General features: G+C 71.9%; 17 protein-coding genes. 8 read left to right on the forward strand and 9 right to left on the reverse strand.

The features are described 5' to 3' along the window. Positions 1 to 25: 25 nt before the first annotated feature. Positions 26 to 1,087: a transcription termination factor NusA gene (nusA, locus tag IF64_RS0104070; RefSeq protein WP_030530633.1), complete on the reverse strand. Its 1,062-nt coding sequence runs from the start codon at positions 1,085 to 1,087 to the stop codon at positions 26 to 28. Continuing rightward, positions 1,084 to 1,659 carry a ribosome maturation factor RimP gene (gene rimP, locus IF64_RS0104075; protein WP_048807944.1) on the reverse strand — a complete coding sequence of 192 codons (576 nt, stop codon included), beginning with the start codon at positions 1,657 to 1,659 and terminating at the stop codon, positions 1,084 to 1,086. Before rimP ends, nusA begins: the two co-directional genes overlap by 4 nt. Positions 1,660 to 1,929: 270 nt before the next feature. Here rimP and IF64_RS0104080 point away from each other — a divergent pair, with 270 nt between their 5' ends. Further along, positions 1,930 to 2,871: a ferritin-like domain-containing protein gene (locus IF64_RS0104080; RefSeq protein ID WP_030530635.1), complete on the forward strand. Its 942-nt coding sequence runs from the start codon at positions 1,930 to 1,932 to the stop codon at positions 2,869 to 2,871. Here IF64_RS0104080 and IF64_RS0104085 read toward each other — a convergent pair. The 4 genes from IF64_RS0104085 to IF64_RS0104100 are packed head-to-tail and all read right to left on the reverse strand — an operon-like array spanning position 2,854 to position 6,926. Continuing rightward, the gene (locus tag IF64_RS0104085) at positions 2,854 to 3,675 is read right to left on the reverse strand and encodes a hypothetical protein (protein ID WP_248700049.1); all 822 of its coding nucleotides are present in this window, start codon (positions 3,673 to 3,675) and stop codon (positions 2,854 to 2,856) included. The two genes, IF64_RS0104080 and IF64_RS0104085, sit on opposite strands and share 18 nt — an antisense overlap. A 26-nt stretch (positions 3,676 to 3,701) precedes the next feature. After that, positions 3,702 to 4,805 carry an aminotransferase class V-fold PLP-dependent enzyme gene (locus IF64_RS0104090; RefSeq protein WP_030530637.1) on the reverse strand — a complete coding sequence of 368 codons (1,104 nt, stop codon included), beginning with the start codon at positions 4,803 to 4,805 and terminating at the stop codon, positions 3,702 to 3,704. 31 nt (positions 4,806 to 4,836) lie between these two features. Beyond that, positions 4,837 to 6,399, reverse strand: a complete 1,563-nt coding sequence (locus tag IF64_RS0104095; RefSeq protein WP_084705630.1) for a PH domain-containing protein — start codon at positions 6,397 to 6,399, stop codon at positions 4,837 to 4,839. Next, positions 6,396 to 6,926, reverse strand: a complete 531-nt coding sequence (locus IF64_RS0104100; protein ID WP_036875696.1) for a PH domain-containing protein — start codon at positions 6,924 to 6,926, stop codon at positions 6,396 to 6,398. Before IF64_RS0104100 ends, IF64_RS0104095 begins: the two co-directional genes overlap by 4 nt. 111 nt (positions 6,927 to 7,037) lie before the next feature. Between IF64_RS0104100 and IF64_RS0104105 the strand changes: the two genes are divergently transcribed. Next, positions 7,038 to 7,439, forward strand: a complete 402-nt coding sequence (locus tag IF64_RS0104105; RefSeq protein ID WP_030530640.1) for a VOC family protein — start codon at positions 7,038 to 7,040, stop codon at positions 7,437 to 7,439. 144 nt (positions 7,440 to 7,583) lie between these two features. Here the strand turns inward: IF64_RS0104105 and IF64_RS0104110 are convergent, their stop codons facing one another. Together IF64_RS0104110 and IF64_RS0104115 are read right to left on the reverse strand one after the other, a co-directional pair. After that, positions 7,584 to 8,681 carry an MBL fold metallo-hydrolase gene (locus tag IF64_RS0104110; RefSeq protein ID WP_051757459.1) on the reverse strand — a complete coding sequence of 366 codons (1,098 nt, stop codon included), beginning with the start codon at positions 8,679 to 8,681 and terminating at the stop codon, positions 7,584 to 7,586. 147 nt (positions 8,682 to 8,828) lie between these two features. Beyond that, on the reverse strand, positions 8,829 to 10,325 hold the full coding sequence (locus tag IF64_RS0104115) for an aminotransferase-like domain-containing protein (protein WP_030530642.1): 1,497 nt from the start codon (positions 10,323 to 10,325) through the stop codon (positions 8,829 to 8,831). Positions 10,326 to 10,409: 84 nt separating this feature from the next. On the opposite strand from IF64_RS0104115, the gene IF64_RS25165 reads away from it, so the two are divergent. After that, positions 10,410 to 10,640, forward strand: coding sequence for a hypothetical protein (locus IF64_RS25165; protein ID WP_036875698.1), 231 nt, complete (start codon positions 10,410 to 10,412; stop codon positions 10,638 to 10,640). 37 nt (positions 10,641 to 10,677) lie between these two features. On the opposite strand, the gene IF64_RS0104125 is transcribed toward IF64_RS25165, so the two are convergent. Next, positions 10,678 to 11,544: an NAD(P)H-dependent oxidoreductase gene (locus tag IF64_RS0104125; RefSeq protein WP_084705632.1), complete on the reverse strand. Its 867-nt coding sequence runs from the start codon at positions 11,542 to 11,544 to the stop codon at positions 10,678 to 10,680. Positions 11,545 to 11,666: 122 nt separating this feature from the next. Between IF64_RS0104125 and IF64_RS0104130 the strand changes: the two genes are divergently transcribed. The 5 genes from IF64_RS0104130 (at position 11,667) to IF64_RS0104150 (ending at position 17,651) form a co-directional block, all read left to right on the forward strand. Further along, positions 11,667 to 12,608 carry a GlxA family transcriptional regulator gene (locus IF64_RS0104130; protein WP_246134720.1) on the forward strand — a complete coding sequence of 314 codons (942 nt, stop codon included), beginning with the start codon at positions 11,667 to 11,669 and terminating at the stop codon, positions 12,606 to 12,608. Positions 12,609 to 12,642: 34 nt separating this feature from the next. Beyond that, positions 12,643 to 13,653: a sigma-70 family RNA polymerase sigma factor gene (locus IF64_RS0104135; protein ID WP_030530645.1), complete on the forward strand. Its 1,011-nt coding sequence runs from the start codon at positions 12,643 to 12,645 to the stop codon at positions 13,651 to 13,653. A gap of 172 nt (positions 13,654 to 13,825) precedes the next feature. Continuing rightward, positions 13,826 to 15,118: a CaiB/BaiF CoA transferase family protein gene (locus IF64_RS0104140; RefSeq protein ID WP_084705633.1), complete on the forward strand. Its 1,293-nt coding sequence runs from the start codon at positions 13,826 to 13,828 to the stop codon at positions 15,116 to 15,118. Positions 15,119 to 15,159: 41 nt separating this feature from the next. Further along, positions 15,160 to 16,533 (forward strand): MFS transporter, encoded by a 1,374-nt coding sequence (locus IF64_RS0104145; protein ID WP_051757460.1) that lies wholly within the window; start codon positions 15,160 to 15,162, stop codon positions 16,531 to 16,533. Further along, entirely contained in the window at positions 16,530 to 17,651 is a 1,122-nt protein-coding gene (locus IF64_RS0104150) for a zinc-binding dehydrogenase (RefSeq protein WP_030530648.1), read from the forward strand. Before IF64_RS0104145 ends, IF64_RS0104150 begins: the two co-directional genes overlap by 4 nt. The last annotated feature ends 11 nt before the right edge of the window (positions 17,652 to 17,662 follow it).

Raw genomic sequence — 17,662 nt, forward strand, 5'->3', positions numbered from 1 at the left:
GGGCTCCAGTTTAGCTCTTGACCTCTCACTCAGCCGAACCGGTTACCGCTGTGTGAGGCGCGTCCTCCGGACCGGCGTCCGGGGAGGCCTCCTGCTGCGGTCCGGCGTCCGGCGCGGCGTCGCTGCGGATGTCGATCCGCCACCCCGTGAGCCGGGCCGCGAGGCGGGCGTTCTGCCCTTCCTTGCCGATGGCCAGGGACAACTGGAAGTCCGGGACCACGACCCGCGCGGTCTTCGCGCGCTCGTCCACCACCGTCACCGACACGGCCTTCGCGGGCGAGAGCGCGTTGCCGACGAACCGGGCCGGGTCGTCGGAGAAGTCGATGATGTCGATCTTCTCGCCGCCGAGCTCGCTCATGACATTGCGCACACGACCGCCCACGGGTCCGATGCACGCGCCCTTGGCGTTGACACCCTGCACGGTCGAGCGCACCGCGATCTTCGACCGGTGGCCAGCCTCGCGGGCGACCGCGGAGATCTCCACGGTGCCGTCGGCGATCTCGGGCACCTCGAGCGCGAACAGTTTGCGCACCAGGTTCGGGTGGGTGCGCGACAGCGTGATCTGCGGTCCGCGGGCGCTGCGGGCCACGCCGACCACGTAGGCCTTGATCCGGGCGCCGTGTTCGTAGTTCTCCCCCGGCACCTGTTCGGCCAGCGGCAGCACGCCCTCGGTGTCGCCGCCGATGTCGACGACGACCATGCCGCGCGCGTTGGCGCGGGCGTCCCGCTGGATCACCCCGGCGACGATCTCGCCCTCCTTGGCGGAGAACTCGCCGTAGGTCTTCTCGTGCTCGGCGTCGCGCAGGCGCTGGAGGATGACCTGCCGGGCCGTGGTCGCGGCGATGCGGCCGAACCCCTCCGGCGTGTCGTCCCATTCCTCGGCGATCTCGCCGTTCTCGTCGAGCGTGTGCGCGAGCACGCGCACGTACCCGGTCTTGCGGTCGATGTCGATGCGTGCCCGCGGCTGGTGGCCCTCGGTGTGCTTGTAGGCCGTGAGCAGCGCCGACTCGATGGCTTCGAGCACCGCCTCGAACGGGATGTCCTTGTCGGCCTCGATGGCCCGCAGCGCGGCGATGTCGACGTTCACCTCGGCTCCTCCTTCGGTGTTGCCGAGGGCGTCCCGGTGGCACCCTCGCTGTTGTCCTTGCCCGCGTCCGTCGAGTTCTCCGCATCCTGTTCCAGGAGCTTGAGCTCGTCGGCGGGCGGTTGCTTGAACTCCACTTCGAGGACGGCCTTGGCCACGGCGGAGTAGTGCACGTCGCGGATCGTGCCGCCGACCAGCATGCGCGCCGCGGTCTCGCCCGCGTCGCCGACTCTGCCGGTGAATTCCGCGCCCTCGGTCGGGGTCACGCGCACCAGGCGGAACTTCGCTCTCCGCCAGTGCCGCGGTGCGGTCAACGGGCGGTCCACGCCCGGCGAGGTGACCTCGAGCGTGTAGGCGCCCGCGATGAGGTGTTCGTGCTCGTCGAGCACCCCGGACAGGACCCGGCTGACCTCGGCGACCTCGTCGAGGCCGACTCCGTCGTCGCTGTCGACGACGACCTTGACCAGCTTGCGCCGCCCGGCCGGTTGGACGTCGAGCGCGTCGAGATCGAAACCCGCGGCCGTGACGGCCTCGGCCACGATGGGCTCCAGCCGGCTGGCGAGTTCGTTGGGCACCGTGATGCTCCCGCTTGTTGCTGTTGTGATGGCTGTTCCGTTGTCTGTGTTCGGTTGTCTGTGTTTGCTTGTGCCTTGGTGCCGATCCACGTCCGTGTGTGACGGAACCGGACTTGTCGAACCGGCCGTCGGCGTCGTATACAGGCCGCAGGCCCGCAGCACGCCGTCCGACCGCCGCCCGACGAGTGGTGGTCCAGCTTATCGTGCCCGGATGCGGGCGCGCCGACCAGCGGGGCCTCGGCGAGCCGCCGCCTGGCAGGATGGCGAGCCGTGACCTTCCGACGATCGGTGCCACCGAACCGGCGCGCGTTCCTGCGCGCGGCCGCGCTGGCCGTTCCCACGGTGGTCGGCCTCGGAACCCTCGCCGGCTGTACCGACTACGACGACTCCCCGGACCCGTTGCTGCCGCTGCTCGCGCGTGCGCGAGCCGACGTCGAGGCCGCCAACGCGGTCGGCGGGCCGGAGGCGCAGCAGGTCGCGGCGGTGCGGCAGGCGCACGCCGACACCCTGGGCAAGGAGGTGCGGCGCCTCAACCGTCCGCGTCCGTCGCAGGAGCCGCGGGTGGACGCCCCGGAGGCCGCCGCAGGCGATCTGGCCGCCCTGGGCCGGCGGCTCGAGCAGGCCCAGCGCGAGGCGGTGCGGCTGGTCAAGGGCCTGCCGCGGCATCGCGCGGGCCTGGTGGGCGCGGTCGCCGCCGGATGTGCCGCGGCGAGGCAGCTCGGCGACGCGCTCGGCGCGGGCCAGCCGGGACCGCTCGAACGGGTGGCTGCGGGGTCGCTCGACGAGGACGCGGTCGACGCCCTGCAGGACGCGCTGGCGGCCGAGTACGCCGCCGAGTGGGTCTACGACACGGTGACGGCCTTCCTGTCGGCCGACTACGAGGCCGGGCTCACCGCGGGTGCCGACGCCCACCGCGACCGCCGCGAGGCCTGCCGGACGCTGCTGGCCGACGCGGGCGTCTCGCCCCGGCCGTCCGAACCGGCCTACACGACACAGCAGCAGGTCTCCGACGCCGGCTCGGCCGTGCAGCTGGTGGTCACGGCCGAGACCGATGCGGCGGGCGCGTGGCACGGCGTGTTGGAACGCACCGACGACGCCCGCCTGCGGGACGTGGCCGTGCAGGCCCTCATCGGGTCGGCGACCCGCCTCACGGGCTGGCGACTCGACGCGGGCGACGAGCCCGCCGTGCTGGCGTTACCGGGCCGCGGCTGACAGCCGCAGCGCGTCGTGGGCGATCCGCTGCAGGGTGTCCGGCGCGCCCGCGGAGTCGGGGAAGTAGGCCGTCTCGACGATCGTCAACCGCGTGCCGACGACCCGCGAGGCGTACTCCCCCTGGGCGACGTTGGGCGCTCCCGGCAACGTCGCGGTGCCGTCGCGCACGAGGTCGTTGACGTTGCCCGTGCCGTCGGTGTCGGTCGTGACCTTGAGCTGTTTGGCCCCGTCCTGTTCGGGCATGGTGACGACCACGACGGACACGAGTGCCCGCGCGTCGCCCTCGCGGGTCTCGTACAGCGACCGGTGCACCCGCTCGCACGGATGCTGCTGGAACCACCCGACCACGTCGCCGTAGGAGTTGCCCGCGCAGTTCGCCGAGATCTCCGGGCCCGCCACCTCCGTGTACGCGAACTCCCCGCTCGTCAACGGGTCCTCCGCGGCCGCGGCGTCGCCCTCCGTGGACGGCTGGTACCGGATCAGCCACCACACGAGCCCGGACACCACCGCCACCGCGACCAGCGCCCCCACCCGCAGCGCGAGGCGGGCCCGCGCCGAACGGCCGGGCCCCGGGCCCTGGGGCGCCGGTCGTTGGGCACCAGGGCCGCCGGCCACCCTCGTGCCGGGAGCCTGCGGGTTCGCACCTCTCGGATTCGTGCCCACGGGGTTCGTGGCCTGCGGGTGGGCACCGGGCACGGGGGCGGTGGGCGAGTACCGCCCCGTCGGCTGCGTTCCGTGACGCTGGTACGCGGCGTCCGCGCGCGGCGCACTCGTTCCGGCGAAGTACGGCTGCTGTCCTGACACGGGCCGTGACGGTAGCCGATCAGACGTCAGCGGAGGGCCTCAACCACACGATCCACATCCTCCGAGGTGGTGTACAGGTGGCAGCCGAGCCGCAGTCCGCCCGCCCGCATGCTGGCGCGCACGCCCGCCTCGGCCAACCGTTCCGGACTCACCCCCGTGCCGCCCGGTGAGGCCGTGTCCAGCGAGTCCGTGTCCCGTGAGGCCGTGTCCAGTGAGGTCGTGTCCAGTGACACGATCGCGCTCCCGGCCGGCGCTAATCCGAGTTCACCGCGAAGCCGATCGGCGAGCCCGGTGCAGTGCTCGTACACGGCACGCATGTCGAGCCCGGCGACGTAGTCCAGTGCTGCGGCCGCACCGACGAACGGCAACCAGGCGGGCGAGGCGTCGTACCGGCGGGCTCCCGAGGCCAGGCGCAGCGGAAGGCCGTACACCGTGTCCCACGGATCCTGCCCCGCATACCAGTTGGCCCCGACGGGACGGCCTGCGTCGAGCACGCGCGGATGTACCGCCAGCCACGCCGCGCCGCGCGGGCTGAGCAGCCACTTGTACCCCGAACCGACCACCCAGTCCGCCCAGTCGAGCGCGAGCGGCAGCCACCCGGCCGCCTGGGTGACGTCGAGCGCCACCGGGACACCGGCGTCCGCGGCCGCCTCCGCGAGCCCATCGAGGTCGGCCACCGTGCCGTCGGCGGACTGCACCACGCTCACGGCGACCAGGTCGTGTCCCTCGACGGCCGACGGCAACGCCGCGAGCGGCACCTCCTCGACCGTGACTCCCCGATACGCCTGTGCGGCGAACGGGAAGGTGACGCTGGTGAAGTCGCCCTTCGCGGTCAGCACACGGGCACCGTCCGGGAGTCCGGCGGCCACCGGGGCGAGCAGCCCGGCGACCGTCGCTCCGACGGCGATCCGTTCGGCGGGCACCCCCACGATGCGGGCGAAGGAGGCGCGCGAGGCGTCGACGGCGGCGGTGAAGTCCGGCGGATCGTCGGCGCCCCGCCGCCACCGGTCGACGGCGCCGGCCACCGCGTCGGCCACGACGGCGGGCGGGATTCCGATGCTGGGCGTGTTGAAGTAGGCAGGGGGAACGTCGAATTCGGCCCCGAATGCGGACCGCGTCGCTCGGCTCATGATCGTGACGGTATGCCGCACGCGCGGCGGATCAGCGACGTTCGAGCAACGGGCCGAACAGTCCCGGCACGGCCTCCTCGGCGAACGCCAGTCCCTCGGCGGCGTCGACGTCGTGGGCGGAGTAGCCGCCCGTGCCGGCCGCGGTCGTCGCGGTGAGCGTCATCAGGCCCTTGCGCCGTTGGAACACCGACTGCCGAGCCGTGTAGCCGATGACGCCGCGTCGCTGCAGCGCGACCGTGCCCCTCCGCACGCTGCCGCTGCGCACCACGAGGTAGTCACCGCTGAGGGCATGGCCCAGGTTGCGGTAGGCGTCGAAGGCCCACGCGACGGCGACCGGCACTCCGATCACCGCACAGATCCACGACAGATGTGCCAGCACCGCCAGCGACAACAGCCAGCCGAGCACCGCGAGGGTCACCACCGGCACGGCGACGGTCGCCAGCGCCCACCGGATCCGCCTGCCACGGGCGGCCCGCGGATGCGCGGTCAACGTGGCCGACGTCGGAGAGACCGGTTCGTGGAGCACGGCCGCGGCCACGCGGTCGGCCTCCTCGCGCGGCGCCGCCGGGAGCAGCGTCTTGCGGTCGGCCTGATCCTGGTCACCCTGGCTGCGCAGGCCGGTCGCCACGGCGTCGACGCGCGCGCCGCCCGCGGTGCGGATCCCGAGCGGCTCGACGAGTTCGATCCCGCGCAGACGCTCTTCCTCCAGGGAGATCGACCGGGCGGTGAACAGTCCACGGCGGACTCGGAGCGTGCCGCCCGCCTCCCGGTCGAGACGGTAGTTCCACCACATCTCGACGAACACCGCGAGCGAGCCGATCAGGCCGATCACGACACCGACCACGACGAGCACGGCGATGCCGCCGATGAGCCCGAGTCCGCCGAGCACGTCGATGGTCCACGCGATCACCCCGGTCTGGAGGCCGAACCACTCCGAGACCTGCAACACCGCGCCGTACGCGCCCGCGCCCACGATCGGGGTGACGATCGACAGCGGCGCGTAGCGCACCCACCGCCGGTCGAAGGTCGCCACGCGGCCCTCGCTGCGCGGCGCCCCGTCGGTGCGTGCCCGGTCGAGGAGTTCGGCGCGCAGCCGCTCACCCTCGTCGCGCGCCACGGCGTAGAGCATCAGCGAACTCGCGTTGCTCGCACTCTGCTCACCGGTGTCGATCTTGGCCGTCACGACGCCGAGGTAGCGCGCCACCGGTCCCGCGGTGAGATCGACCGTGCGGATGCGGTCCCGCGACACCGACCGCCGCGTGCGCACGACGATGCCCTTCGCGAGTTCGACACGGTCGGCCAGCACCCGATACCGCGTCTTGCGCAGCCGCAGCCGCTCGACGACCACCGTGCCGGCGAGGGCGACGAGCACCGCGGGCACGATCACGGCGCCCAGCCAGAAGACCGACCCGATCCCGACGGCCGTCGGCACCGCGGCGGCCACGCACACCCCGGCGACCGTGAGAACGCTGGCGGTCACCGTGCGGCGGTCGAGCCGCCGCCAGTCCGCCGCGTCGGCGTCCTGCGGGCCGGCGTCCTGCGGGCCGGCGTCCTGCGGCTCGGGCACGGGCGCGTCGGAGGGACCGGTGCTCATGTCGCGTCCCCCGGCGTCGCCTGCGTGGTCGCGGTGAGGTCGCGCACCAGGTCGGCGGCCAGCCGGTGGTCCAGACCGGGGATCTTCACGGCTCCCTTGGCCGAGGCCGTCGTGACCGTGACGGTGGCCAGCCCGAAGAGCTGTTCGAGGGGACCGCGTTCGCTGTCGACCGTCTGGATGCGTGACATCGGGGCGACGCGCCATTCCTGCCAGAGTGCGCCGGTGCGGGTGTAGACGGCGTCGCCGGTGACCTCCCAGCGGTGCACGCGGTACCACCACAGCGGCATCGCGACCGCACCGACGACGCTGACGGCGGCCAGGACCGCGGCCGGGCCGACCAACCACCAGAACACCGGAGCCGGCAACAGCAACGCCAGGACGACCAGGGGGACAACGGCCACCACGCCCGCGACGAGGAACTGCGTCCGCCACCACGCGAGGGCCGTGCGATGCACCCGATGCGTCGGCGGCCTCAGCCGCAGCGTCCCCGCCTCGCCGCGCGCACCCGCGCTCTCGGAGTCGTTCACGACGTCTCCCCCAGTCCCGCCGTCCGTACCGACTGTGACGAGCCGCACGGTAGCAGCACCCGGGTGGCCGCGAGGGTTGCCGCCCCGGGCCGGACTCGGCAGCCTGCGCGCATGAGGCTCGGACTCGTGTCGGTGCTCGTCGACGACTACGACGAGGCGATCGACTTCTTCGTCCGCGCGGTGGGTTTCGAGCTCGTCGAGGACGCGCCCGCGGCCACGAACGACGGCAGACCGAAACGGTGGGTCGTGGTGCGCCCTCCCCAGGCCACGACCGGGATCCTGCTCGCCCGCGCCGACGGCGCGCACCAACGCGCGGGCGTGGGTGAGCAGTTCGCGGGTCGCGTGGGGCTGTTCCTCGACACCGCCGACGCCGAGGAGTTCGACCGGACGTACCGCCGCATGCGCGAGGCGGGCGTCGAGTTCCTCACCGCACCCCGGACCGAACCGTACGGCCGCGTGGCGGTGTGGCGCGACCTCGCGGGAAACCGGTGGGATCTGCGCGGCCCCGCGTGAGCCGACCGCGGCGGCACGGCGCCGAACCCGCAACACGGCCACGCGAGCACGCACCACGAGCCCCCGGATCCGCAACACGCGTTCCTGAAACCGCAACACGAGCCCCCGGGAACGCAACACGCGTTCCTGGGGGCGCAACACGGGTCAGGCCAGGGGTTCCCACCACGGGTCGAGCTCGGGCGGGTCGGCGAGGTCGACCCGCTCCCCCGGCTTCGGCACCACGAGGTGGACACCGCGCGCGGCGGCCTCCTTCCGAGCCCGGTCCACCGGATCGGACCAGCCGTGCGGGCCGAGGTCGAAGGTGCCCCAGTGCACCGGGACCAGCGTGCCGCCACCGACGTCGAGGTGTGCGGCGACCGCGTCCTCCGGAGTCATGTGCACGTCCGGCCAGCTGGGCGCATAGGCGCCGAGCTGCATCAGCGTCGCGTCGAACGGGCCGTACTCGGTGCCGATCCTGGCGAACCCGTCGAAGTAGCCGGTGTCGCCGCTGTAGAACAGGCGGTGCGACGCTCCGGTGAGCACCCAGGACGCCCACAGCGTGTTGTTGCGCACGAACGCACGCCCCGAGAAGTGCCGTCCCGGCGTGGCGACGATCCGCAGGCCCGCGATGTGCGTCGCGTCGTGCCAGTCGAGCTCGATGATCCGCTCCGCGGGCACTCCCCACCGCCGCAGGTGGGCGCTCACGCCGAGGGGCACCAGGAACGGAGCGTTCTGCCTGCGGGCCAGTTCCCGCACGGTGTCGCGGTCGAGGTGGTCGTAGTGGTCGTGCGAGAGGATGATCGCGTCCACCTGGGGCAGGTCGCCGAGACCGTGGGGCAGGGCGAACAACCGGCGCGGTCCCACGACGCGCGACGGGGAGGCGCGGTCGCTCCACATCGGATCGACGAGCAGTCGCGCACCGTCGAGTTCGACGAGCGTCGAGGCGTGCCCGAACCAGGTGACGCGCAGGCCGTCGGCCTGCGCCGCTCGGGGTTCCGGCCTGCTCGGTGGTGGGCAGCTCGGCACCGGCCCGTTCGGCCGTCGGCGCCTGCGCCCGCTGAGCATGTCCTTCGCCGCCTCGCTCACGCTGCCCGGCGGCACCCAGTTCAGCGCCGTCGCGTTGCGGAAGCGGCCGTCGCGGAACTGCGGCGAGGACGGATACCGGGCAGGGCGGCCGCCCAACGAGGGCAGCACGTCCGCGGCGGCGGCGAGCGCGGCACCCGCCGCGAGCGCTGTGACCACCGGACGGGCGAACTTCGACAACAGAGGGACTCCTCACCACATACGCACGCACGGGACCGACCATCGAGAATGCCCAGCGGCCCCGATGTTGCAACGTCGCATGCCCACGGCGGGTTCCGCGAACCGACGGGCTCCGCGAACCCGATCGCGGGCGAGGCGGGGACGTGGTCAGACGATCGTACGGGCGCGCACCTCGTCCTCACCGGGGCCGTGCCGGCTCAGATCGCCCCAGGCCTCGGCCAGCCTGCGGACGAGTTCCTCGAGCACCTCGGGTTCCTGCATGAACGGCAGCCGCAGATAGTTGTCGTGCGCGCCGGTCGGGTCCATCGTGGACCCCGGGATCACCTCGACGCCGTGCCGTAGCGCGATCTGGGCGAACACGTCCGCGTCGCCGTCGGGCAGGGAGACCCACAGCGACGAACCACCGTCGGGGGTGCGCCATCGCCATCCCGGCAGGTGTTCGGTGAGCAGCCGCTCGGCCTGTTCACACCGCTGCGCGCGCTCCACGGCACCCTTCTTGACGATCTCCGGCAGCCGCGGGAACAACCGCGCGGCGAGAGCCTGTTCGATCAACGGCCCGCCCAGGTCGGCGAGCGCCTTGCGGCGGGCGCAGCGTTCGATGATGCCGCGCGGGCCGCGGATCCATCCGATCCGCAGACCGCCCCACACCGACTTGAGCGACTCCACCACGACCGACTCGGTACCGGTGGGCAGGTGGGCCGACAGCGGCGGCGGGATCTCCGCGGCCCCGTCCCCGGCGAGCACGCACCCGGCGTAGGCGTTGTCCTCGACGACGGCGACATCGTGGCGAGCGGCCAGCTCGGCGACCCTGCGCCGCCGGGCGCCGGACATCAGCACGCCTGCGGGGTTGTGGAACGTCGGCATCACGTACAGCAACGAGGGACGCTGTTCGGCCAGCACGGCGGCGAGTCGGCGCTCGTCGATCCCCTCGTCGTCGAGCGGCACCGAGACCAGGTCGGCACCGGCCGCGCGGAACACATCCAGACACGGCTGCCAGCTCGGCGCCTCCACGGCCACGGTCGACGCGCCGCGCAGGTACACCTCCGACAGGAGTACGAGCGCCTGGTGCGCGCCGGTGGTGATCAGCACCTCGTCGGCCGAGGTCGGCAGACCCTGGTCGGTGTAGTACTCCGCGACCTCGGCGCGCAGTGCCGGCAGACCGCGAGCCTGGTAACCCGGATCGGCCAGCAGATCGGGCAGGTCGTAGCGGGCCACCTCGTCGAGGGCCTCGGCCACCTCCGGTACTCCGGCGTCGGCGGCGCACGCCAGGGAGATCACGGGCCCGGGACCGTCGATGAGCCGCTGGAACGTGGCGGTACCCCTGCCCCCGCTGACCCGGCCGTCGGAGCGTGCCGCCCGCGCCGTGCGGCTGATGCGGGTGCCGCTGCCCTGTCGCCGTTCCAGCAGGTCGCGGGTGTGCAGCTCGTCGTAGGCGGCCACGACGGTCGACCGGCTGACGGCGAGGGCCTTGGCCAGCTCCCGTTCGGAGGGCAGCCGCTGTCCCGCGCGGAGCGCCCCGTCCTCGATGGCCCGCGCCATCGCGTCGGCGAGCTTGCGGTAGAGCGGCCCGTCCCCGAGGGTCCAGTTCCCCAGCACGGCGATTAGATCGCCGACCCGGGGAAAACGGTCCAATTCTCGTTCCATTGGCACTTACTCCAGTCCAGTGTTCGGAGGAGTCTAGTCGATGACAGGACTGTCGGAACACGAGACCGAAGGAGACGAGACGCGATGGTGACCCTGACCCTGTTTCTGCTGGGAGTGGTCCTGGTGCTGGCAGGGATCGGTCGCACGGTCCGGCACCCGGGCCTGCCGTTCGAGGTGGAGCCGACGTTCGCCAGGCACGTCGTGACCGGCATGGTGATCGTCTGGCAGGTCGGACGAGCCAATGCCGACCGATTGGACCGCGCTGGACTGAGCGCCGGAGCCCACGGCGCGCACACTCCCGCCGCCGGCCGCTGAGTTCCCGGCGGCCCCGACCGGCAGACGCGGGCGCTTCTCAACAGTCCGAGCCGCGGTAGTGCACGTCGAGGCCCGCACGCCCGGGCCGTAGTTCCGGCCGCAACACGAGCTCGGCGTCATAGTCGCCGCCGTGCTCGCTGCGGTACGGCAACGGCCGGTCGCACGCCAGACCGGCCAGTCGGCGCCGCAGCCGACGCCGCGCGCACCGCATGTCCGCCTCGTCCGCGCGATCGGCTCCGTACACGGCCAGCGGAGGTAACGGCTCCACGCCGGTGTACCAGAACACCCCGTGGTTCAACGGGAACAGCACGTCCTCGAGCCGTCCGTGGATGCCGCGCGGGCCGAAGGAGGTCTCGCGCGCTCCGATGGTGGTGACGATCAGGCCCCGTTTCCCGGCCAGCAGGCCGTCGCCGTAACGGCGGACGCGACCGGTGCCGGGATCGGTGACGCCGAAGCCGAAACCGTTGACCAGCACTCGGTCCAGCCAGCCCTTCAGGATGGCCGGAGGCCCCAGCCACCACAGCGGGAACTGGAGCACGATCGCGTCGGCGCGGCGCAGTTTGTCCTGCTCGGCCGTGATGTCCGGGCTCAAGGTGCCGTGGTCGTACGCCCGCCGGGAGGCGGCTCCGACGTGCAGCCGCCGCGCCGGGTCGTGACCGAAGTCGGCCGCGTCGACCACCGGGTTCCAGCGCATGGCGTACAGGTCGGACTCGAGGACGGTGTGGCCCGCCTCGCGCAGGGCCCGCCTGCCGTCGTCGGCGAGTGCCGCGCCGAGCGATCTCGGCTCCGGATGGGCCTGCACCCACAGGATGGTGTGCGCGGCCCCTGGTGTGCCGCCGTCCGCGTGGGCGGTGCTGTGCGACTCGGGGTCCGGCCCGGATGTCAACGAGGTCAAGGCTGTCATGCCACCGACGGTCGACCAGTCCAGTTTTCCAGTCCAGTGGCCGAAGAGACGATATGTGAAAGAATCGGGCCATGCGCGCGTCTGCTCCTCACCGGGTCGCGGTTCTCGTGCGCCCCGGAGTCATGCCCCTCGAACTCGGTCTCGTGCACCAGCTGTTCGGCACCGCGCGCACGCTCGACGATCCCGGCCGGCGGCTGTACGACGTCGTGACCTGCGCGGCCGAGCCGGGGGTGGTGTCCACCGGCGCCGACTTCCCGATCCGCGTCGCCCACGGCCTCGAGGCCCTGCACGACGCGGGCACCGTCGTCGTCCCGGCCACGCACGCACCGCGGCAGCCAGAGACCGGCGGACCACTGGCACCGGAGCTGGCCTCGGCGTTGCGGAGCCTGCGGCAGGGCGTGCGGGTGGCGTCGGTGTGCACCGGAGCGTTCGTGCTGGCCGCGGCCGGTCTGCTCGACGGGCGGCGCGCCACCACGCACTGGCAGTCCGCCGAGCACTTCCGAGCCCTGTTCCCCCACGTCGAACTGGACGCCGACGTGCTCTACACCGACGAGGGCGACGTGCTGACGTCGGCGGGTGAGGCGGCGGGCATCGACCTGTGTCTGCATCTGATCCGCCGCGACCACGGCGCGGCGGTGGCCGCCGACGTCGCGCGCCGCACCGTCGTGCCGCCCCATCGCGAGGGCGGCCAGGCGCAGTACATCCCCCAGCCGATCCCGCGTCCTGGCGTCGCGTCGACCGGCCGGGCACGGCAGTGGGCGCTGGAACATCTGGACCGGCCGCTGTCGTTGCACGAGCTGGCGAGCCGTGAGTCGATGAGCGTGCGCACGTTCACCCGCCGGTTCCGCGAGGAGGTGGGCTGTTCCCCGGCACAGTGGCTCACCCGGCAGCGGGTCGAGCGAGCCCGTGGGCTCCTCGAGGAGACCGACCGGCCCGTCGACGTCATCGCAGGCGACGTGGGATTCGGCACCGGAGCCTCCCTCCGCCAGCACTTCCGCGCTGTGCTCGGCGTCTCCCCCAGCGTGTACCGCGCCACGTTCCGCGGAGGAATGGCACCGGGCTGACAAGCGTTGTCAGAAGGGAAAGAGGTGACAACGATTGGCAGAAGCCACGAAGACCCCGACCCGGCGCACGCGCGCGACGGGCACCGACGGGGCAGACGCCGACCTGGTCCGTGTCTACCTCGACGAGATCGGTAAGACCCCGCTCCTGACCGCCGACCAGGAGATCGACCTCGCCAAGCGTATCGAGGCAGGCGTCTACGCCGCCGAGTTGCTCCGCCATGCCGACGCCACGCGTGCGGGCGGGCAGGGCCCCGCGAGCCCGGTGGAGCTGCCCACCGAGTTGCCCGCCGACCGCCGGGACCTGGAGACGATCGTCCGCGAGGGCGAGACGGCGAAGGACCACATGGTGCGCGCCAACCTGCGCCTCGTCGTCACGGCCGCGCGGAAGAACCGCAACACCAACCTGTCGCTGCTCGACGCCGTGCAGGAGGGCAACCTCGGCCTGATCCACGCCGTCGAGAAGTTCGACTACACCAAGGGGTTCAAGTTCTCGACCTACGCGATGTGGTGGATCCGGCAGGCCATCCAGCGCGGGAACGCGTTCTTCAGCGGCACGATCCGCCTGCCGATGCACACCGCCGAGCAGATCAACAAGCTCGACCGGTTGCAGCGCACGCTCGAGGCACAGGGCAAGCACTCGCTGTCGATCGAGGAACTGGCCGACGCCGCGGACATGCCGGTGGAGCGGGTGCTGGCACTGCGCCAGGCGGGCCAGACCACCGCGAGTCTCGACGTGCCCGTGGACGACGACGGCGAACTGACGCTGGGTGATCTCGTCACGGCCGGCTCCGTGCCCGGGGTCGGCGAGGCGCTGGAGCACTCGGCGATGGTGGGCGAGCTCAACGCCGCGCTGGAGACGCTGTCCGCGCAGGAGGCGACCGTGCTGGCGCTGCGCTACGGACTCACCGACGGGGATCCGCACACGGTTCCCGACATCGCGCGCAGGTTGGGCCTCACGCGCAAGCGCGTCCGCTCGCTCGAGGAGCGCGGCCTGGCACAGCTGCGGGAGGACAACCGCGGCTCGCTGCTCGCCTGGGCGAGCTGACGGTCGCGCCATCGGCGCGCCCGAGAACTGAACCTCGGCGCCTCGGCCGGTCGCGGCCTGCGGGGCCGCTGACATCTCTGGTCCGTGCCGTCAGGTCCGTGTCGAGATGGCACGGACCAGAGGTGTCTGAAGCACATTGCGCCGCGCACCAGCCTCGGCTACATTTTATCAAATGTTTGACACGACTGGCGCTGAGCAGCCCCTGACCGGCGTTCGGGTCGTCGACGCCGCCACGATCTACGCGGGGCCGATGATCGCCACCCTCCTCGGCGACTTCGGTGCCGACGTGCTGAAGGTCGAGCACCCCCGCGGTGACGGTCTCCGGACGTGGGCGTGGCAACGCGACGGGGAGTCGCTGTGGTGGGCCCTCGTGGGGCGGAACAAGAAGTCCGTCAGTCTCGCCTTGTCCGATCCGCGCGGTGCCGAACTGCTGCGCGAGCTTCTCGCCGAGACCGACGTGTTCGTCGAGAACTTCCGTCCGGGCACCCTCGAGCGCTGGGGACTCGGGCCCGACGAGCTGCTCCGGATCAACCCGCGACTGGTCGTCGTCCGGGTGTCGGGATTCGGCCAGACCGGTCCCTACCGCTCCCGCCCCGGCTTCGGGACGCTCGCCGAGGCCATGTCCGGCTTCGCCGACACCAACGGCACCGAGGACGGCCCTCCCGTGTTGCCGCAGTGGCCACTGGCCGACGGTGTAGCGGCACTGGCGGGAGCGTTCGCCACGATGATGGCCCTGCGCCACGCCGATGCGTCCGGCGAGGGCCAGGTGGTGGACCTGTCGATCTACGAACCGTTGTTCTGGATCCTGGGGGCCCAGACCACCGCCTACGATCAGCTCGGCCTCGTGCCGACCCGCCAGGGCAGCCGCACCGACTTCAACGTGCCGCGCGGCTGTTACCGGACCCGCGACGGTCGGTGGGTCGCCCTCTCCGGCGCGACGACCGCGACCGCCAAGCGCATCATGCAGGCCATCGACCGCGGCGACATCGCCTCGGCGCCCTGGTTCGACGACGTCGCAGGGCGGTTCGCCCACCGGGACATGATCGACGACGCCATCGCGGCGTGGGTGGCCGCGCGGGACAACGGCGAGGTCCTGGCCGTGTTCGAGAACGTCGGCGCCACCGTGGGGCCCGTCTACTCGAGCGCCGACATCGCCGCCGACCCCCACTTCACCGAGCGCGGCAGCATCACGACCGTCGACCATCCGCGTCTCGGGCCGATCCGCATGCAGGGCCTCATCGCGAACCTGACCCGCACTCCCGGACGCATCCGAGGCACCGGCGCACGGATCGGCGAGCACAACGACGAGGTGTTCCTCGACCGGCTCGGTCACTCCGCCGCCGAGCTGCGACGCCTCGTCGCGGACGGCGTCGTCGGAACGCCTCCCGCTGCAGCCGCACACCCCTCCCCCGATCCCGACGACGCCACCGATCCCCCGGACGCCGGCACCCTCCGCGCCGGCTGAGTAGTCCCGTTCGTCTCAACGCCGAGAGGACCGCCGAGACCATGCCCACCCACCCCGATCCCCCCACCGAACCGGACTCGTCAGCATCGGCGCCTGCATCCGCGCAGGCCGAGCCGGACCGTCGACTCGTTCGCCGCGTCGCGCTGGCCAGCAGCATCGGCACGATGCTGGAGTACTACGACTTCTATCTCTACGGAGCGCTGTCGGCGACGATCTTCGGCAGACTGTTCTTCCACGCCGGCGATCCGGCCGTCGGCACGCTGCTCGCGCTGGCGACCTTCGGCGTCGGTTTCGTCGCACGACCACTCGGCGGGGTCATCGCCGGGCACTTCGGCGACCGGGTCGGCCGCAAGGCCGTGCTCATCGCGACCCTCGCGCTCATGGGCGTCTCGACCGCAGGCATCGGACTGCTGCCGACCTACGAGTCCATCGGCACCACGGCACCGCTGTTGCTCGTGGTTCTCCGTGTTCTGCAAGGACTTGCGCACGGCGGCGAGTGGGGCGGCGCGGCGATCATGACCGTCGAACATGCGCCCCAGGGACGCCGCGCGTTCTACGGCACATGGCCGCAGATGGGGGTCTACGCGGGCATCGTGGTGTCCAACCTGGTGCTCGGCGGATTCATGTTGCTGCCGGACGAACAGTTCACCCAGTGGGGCTGGCGGGTCCCCTTCCTCCTCGGATTCGTCCTCGTCGTGGTCGGCCTGTACCTGCGTCGCTCGATCACCGAATCGCCCGAGTTCGCGGCGGTGAAGAGTGCCGAGCCGGTCAAGGTTCCGATCGTCGAGGCCCTGCGCACGAGCGGAAGGGGCATCGGTGTCACCTTCGGGGCGAAGGCCGCCGAGACCGGAACCTTCTACCTCATCACCGTGTTCGCCTTGACGCTCGCCGGCGAGAGTTCCGGTGCCGGCGAGAACGTCGCACTCAACGGGGTGCTCGTCGCGAGCCTCGTCGCGATCGTCGCCGTCGGCCTGTTCGGCACGCTCGCCGACCGCATCGGGCGCAGGCGGGTCTACGCCTTCGGTGCGGCGTTCATGGGGGTGTTCGCGTTCCCGTTCTTCTGGCTCGCCGGAACCGGATCGACGACCGCACTCTGGTTCGCGCTGATCGCCGGACTCGCGATCGGCCACGCCTCCATGTACGGCGCGCAGACGCTGTATTTCTCCGAACTGTTCGACGCGCGCGTCCGCTACAGCGGCGCGTCGCTCGGCTACCAACTCGGCGCCGCGGTCGTCGGCGGGTTCACACCGCTCATTGCCTCGGCGCTGATGCTGCAGACCGGTGGGGATCCGTGGCCCGTCGCCGTCTACATCGTCGCGCTGTGCCTGGTGACCGTGGTCGTGATCGGCCTGTGGGGCCAGGTACGCACGCGAAGCACGACCGAACCCGTGACCGACGAGGAGATCAACGCATGACCACCATCGGAGAACACACCCGCGCGGCCGTCGTCCGCGCGTTCGGCGAGCCGATCAGTGTCGAGGACGTACCCGTGCCCCCGAAGGTCGAGGCCGGTGGTCTGCTCGTCGAAGTCGTCGCGTGTTCCCTGTGCGGCACGGACGTGCACTGTTGGGAGGGTTCGCTCGCCCTCGACATCCGGTTGCCCCTGATCCTCGGCCACGAGATGGTCGGCAGGATCGTCGCGATGGGCGACGGTGCCGACGTCGACTCGGTCGGCCAGTCCCTGCGCGTCGGCGACCGGGTCATCTGGACGCACGCGTTCTGCGGTCGCTGCCGCATGTGCGCGGCGAAACGACCGGCCATGTGCGTCAACCGCACTGCGTACGGCCATGTGTCGCTCGAGGACTGGCCGTATCTCATGGGCGGGTTCGCCCAGCACTCCTACGTTCTTCCCGGTGCAGGCCGGGTGCGCGTGCCGGACTCGGTACCGGACGAGCTCGCCAGCATGGCCAGCTGTGCCCTGCGTTCGGTCGTCAACGCCGTCGAGCAGGCGGGCCGGGTCGGGCCGGAACACACGGTCGTGGTGCAGGGCGCGGGCCCGCTCGGCATCCTCGCCACCGGTTTGTTCTCGCAGGCGGGCGCCGGCCGCGTCGTCACGGTCGGCGCACCGGAAACCCGCCTGGAATTGGCCGCCGAGTTCGGCGCCGACGAGGTGGTCTCGCTCGACGACGTTCCCGATCCCTCGGACCGCCTTTCCCTGGTCCACGAGGCAACCGGTGGGCTCGGTGCCGACCTCGTCGCCGAGTTCTCCGGCCATCCCGCGGCGTTTGCCGAAGGGCTCGACATGGCGGGCCTCGGGGCCCGGTACGTCGTGGTCGGCCAACTCGGCGGCGGTACGACCGCGGTTCCGCCGGGCGCCATCACCAAGAAGAACCTGACCGTCATCGGGTCGTTCTCCGGCGACCTGTCGCACTACCACACGGCGCTGTCCCTGCTGGAGCACTACGCCGACCGGCTCCCGTTCGACCGGCTCATCAGTGGCCGCTACTCGCTCGACCAGGTCAACGACGTGATCGGGCGCATGCAGGACTTCCGGGAGATCAAACCCGTCCTGTTGCCCGGCGCCACGAACTGACCATCCCTTCT

Origin of the sequence: Prauserella rugosa (genome assembly GCF_000719975.1) — a bacterium.
Classification (GTDB): Bacteria; Actinomycetota; Actinomycetes; order Mycobacteriales; family Pseudonocardiaceae; genus Prauserella; species Prauserella rugosa.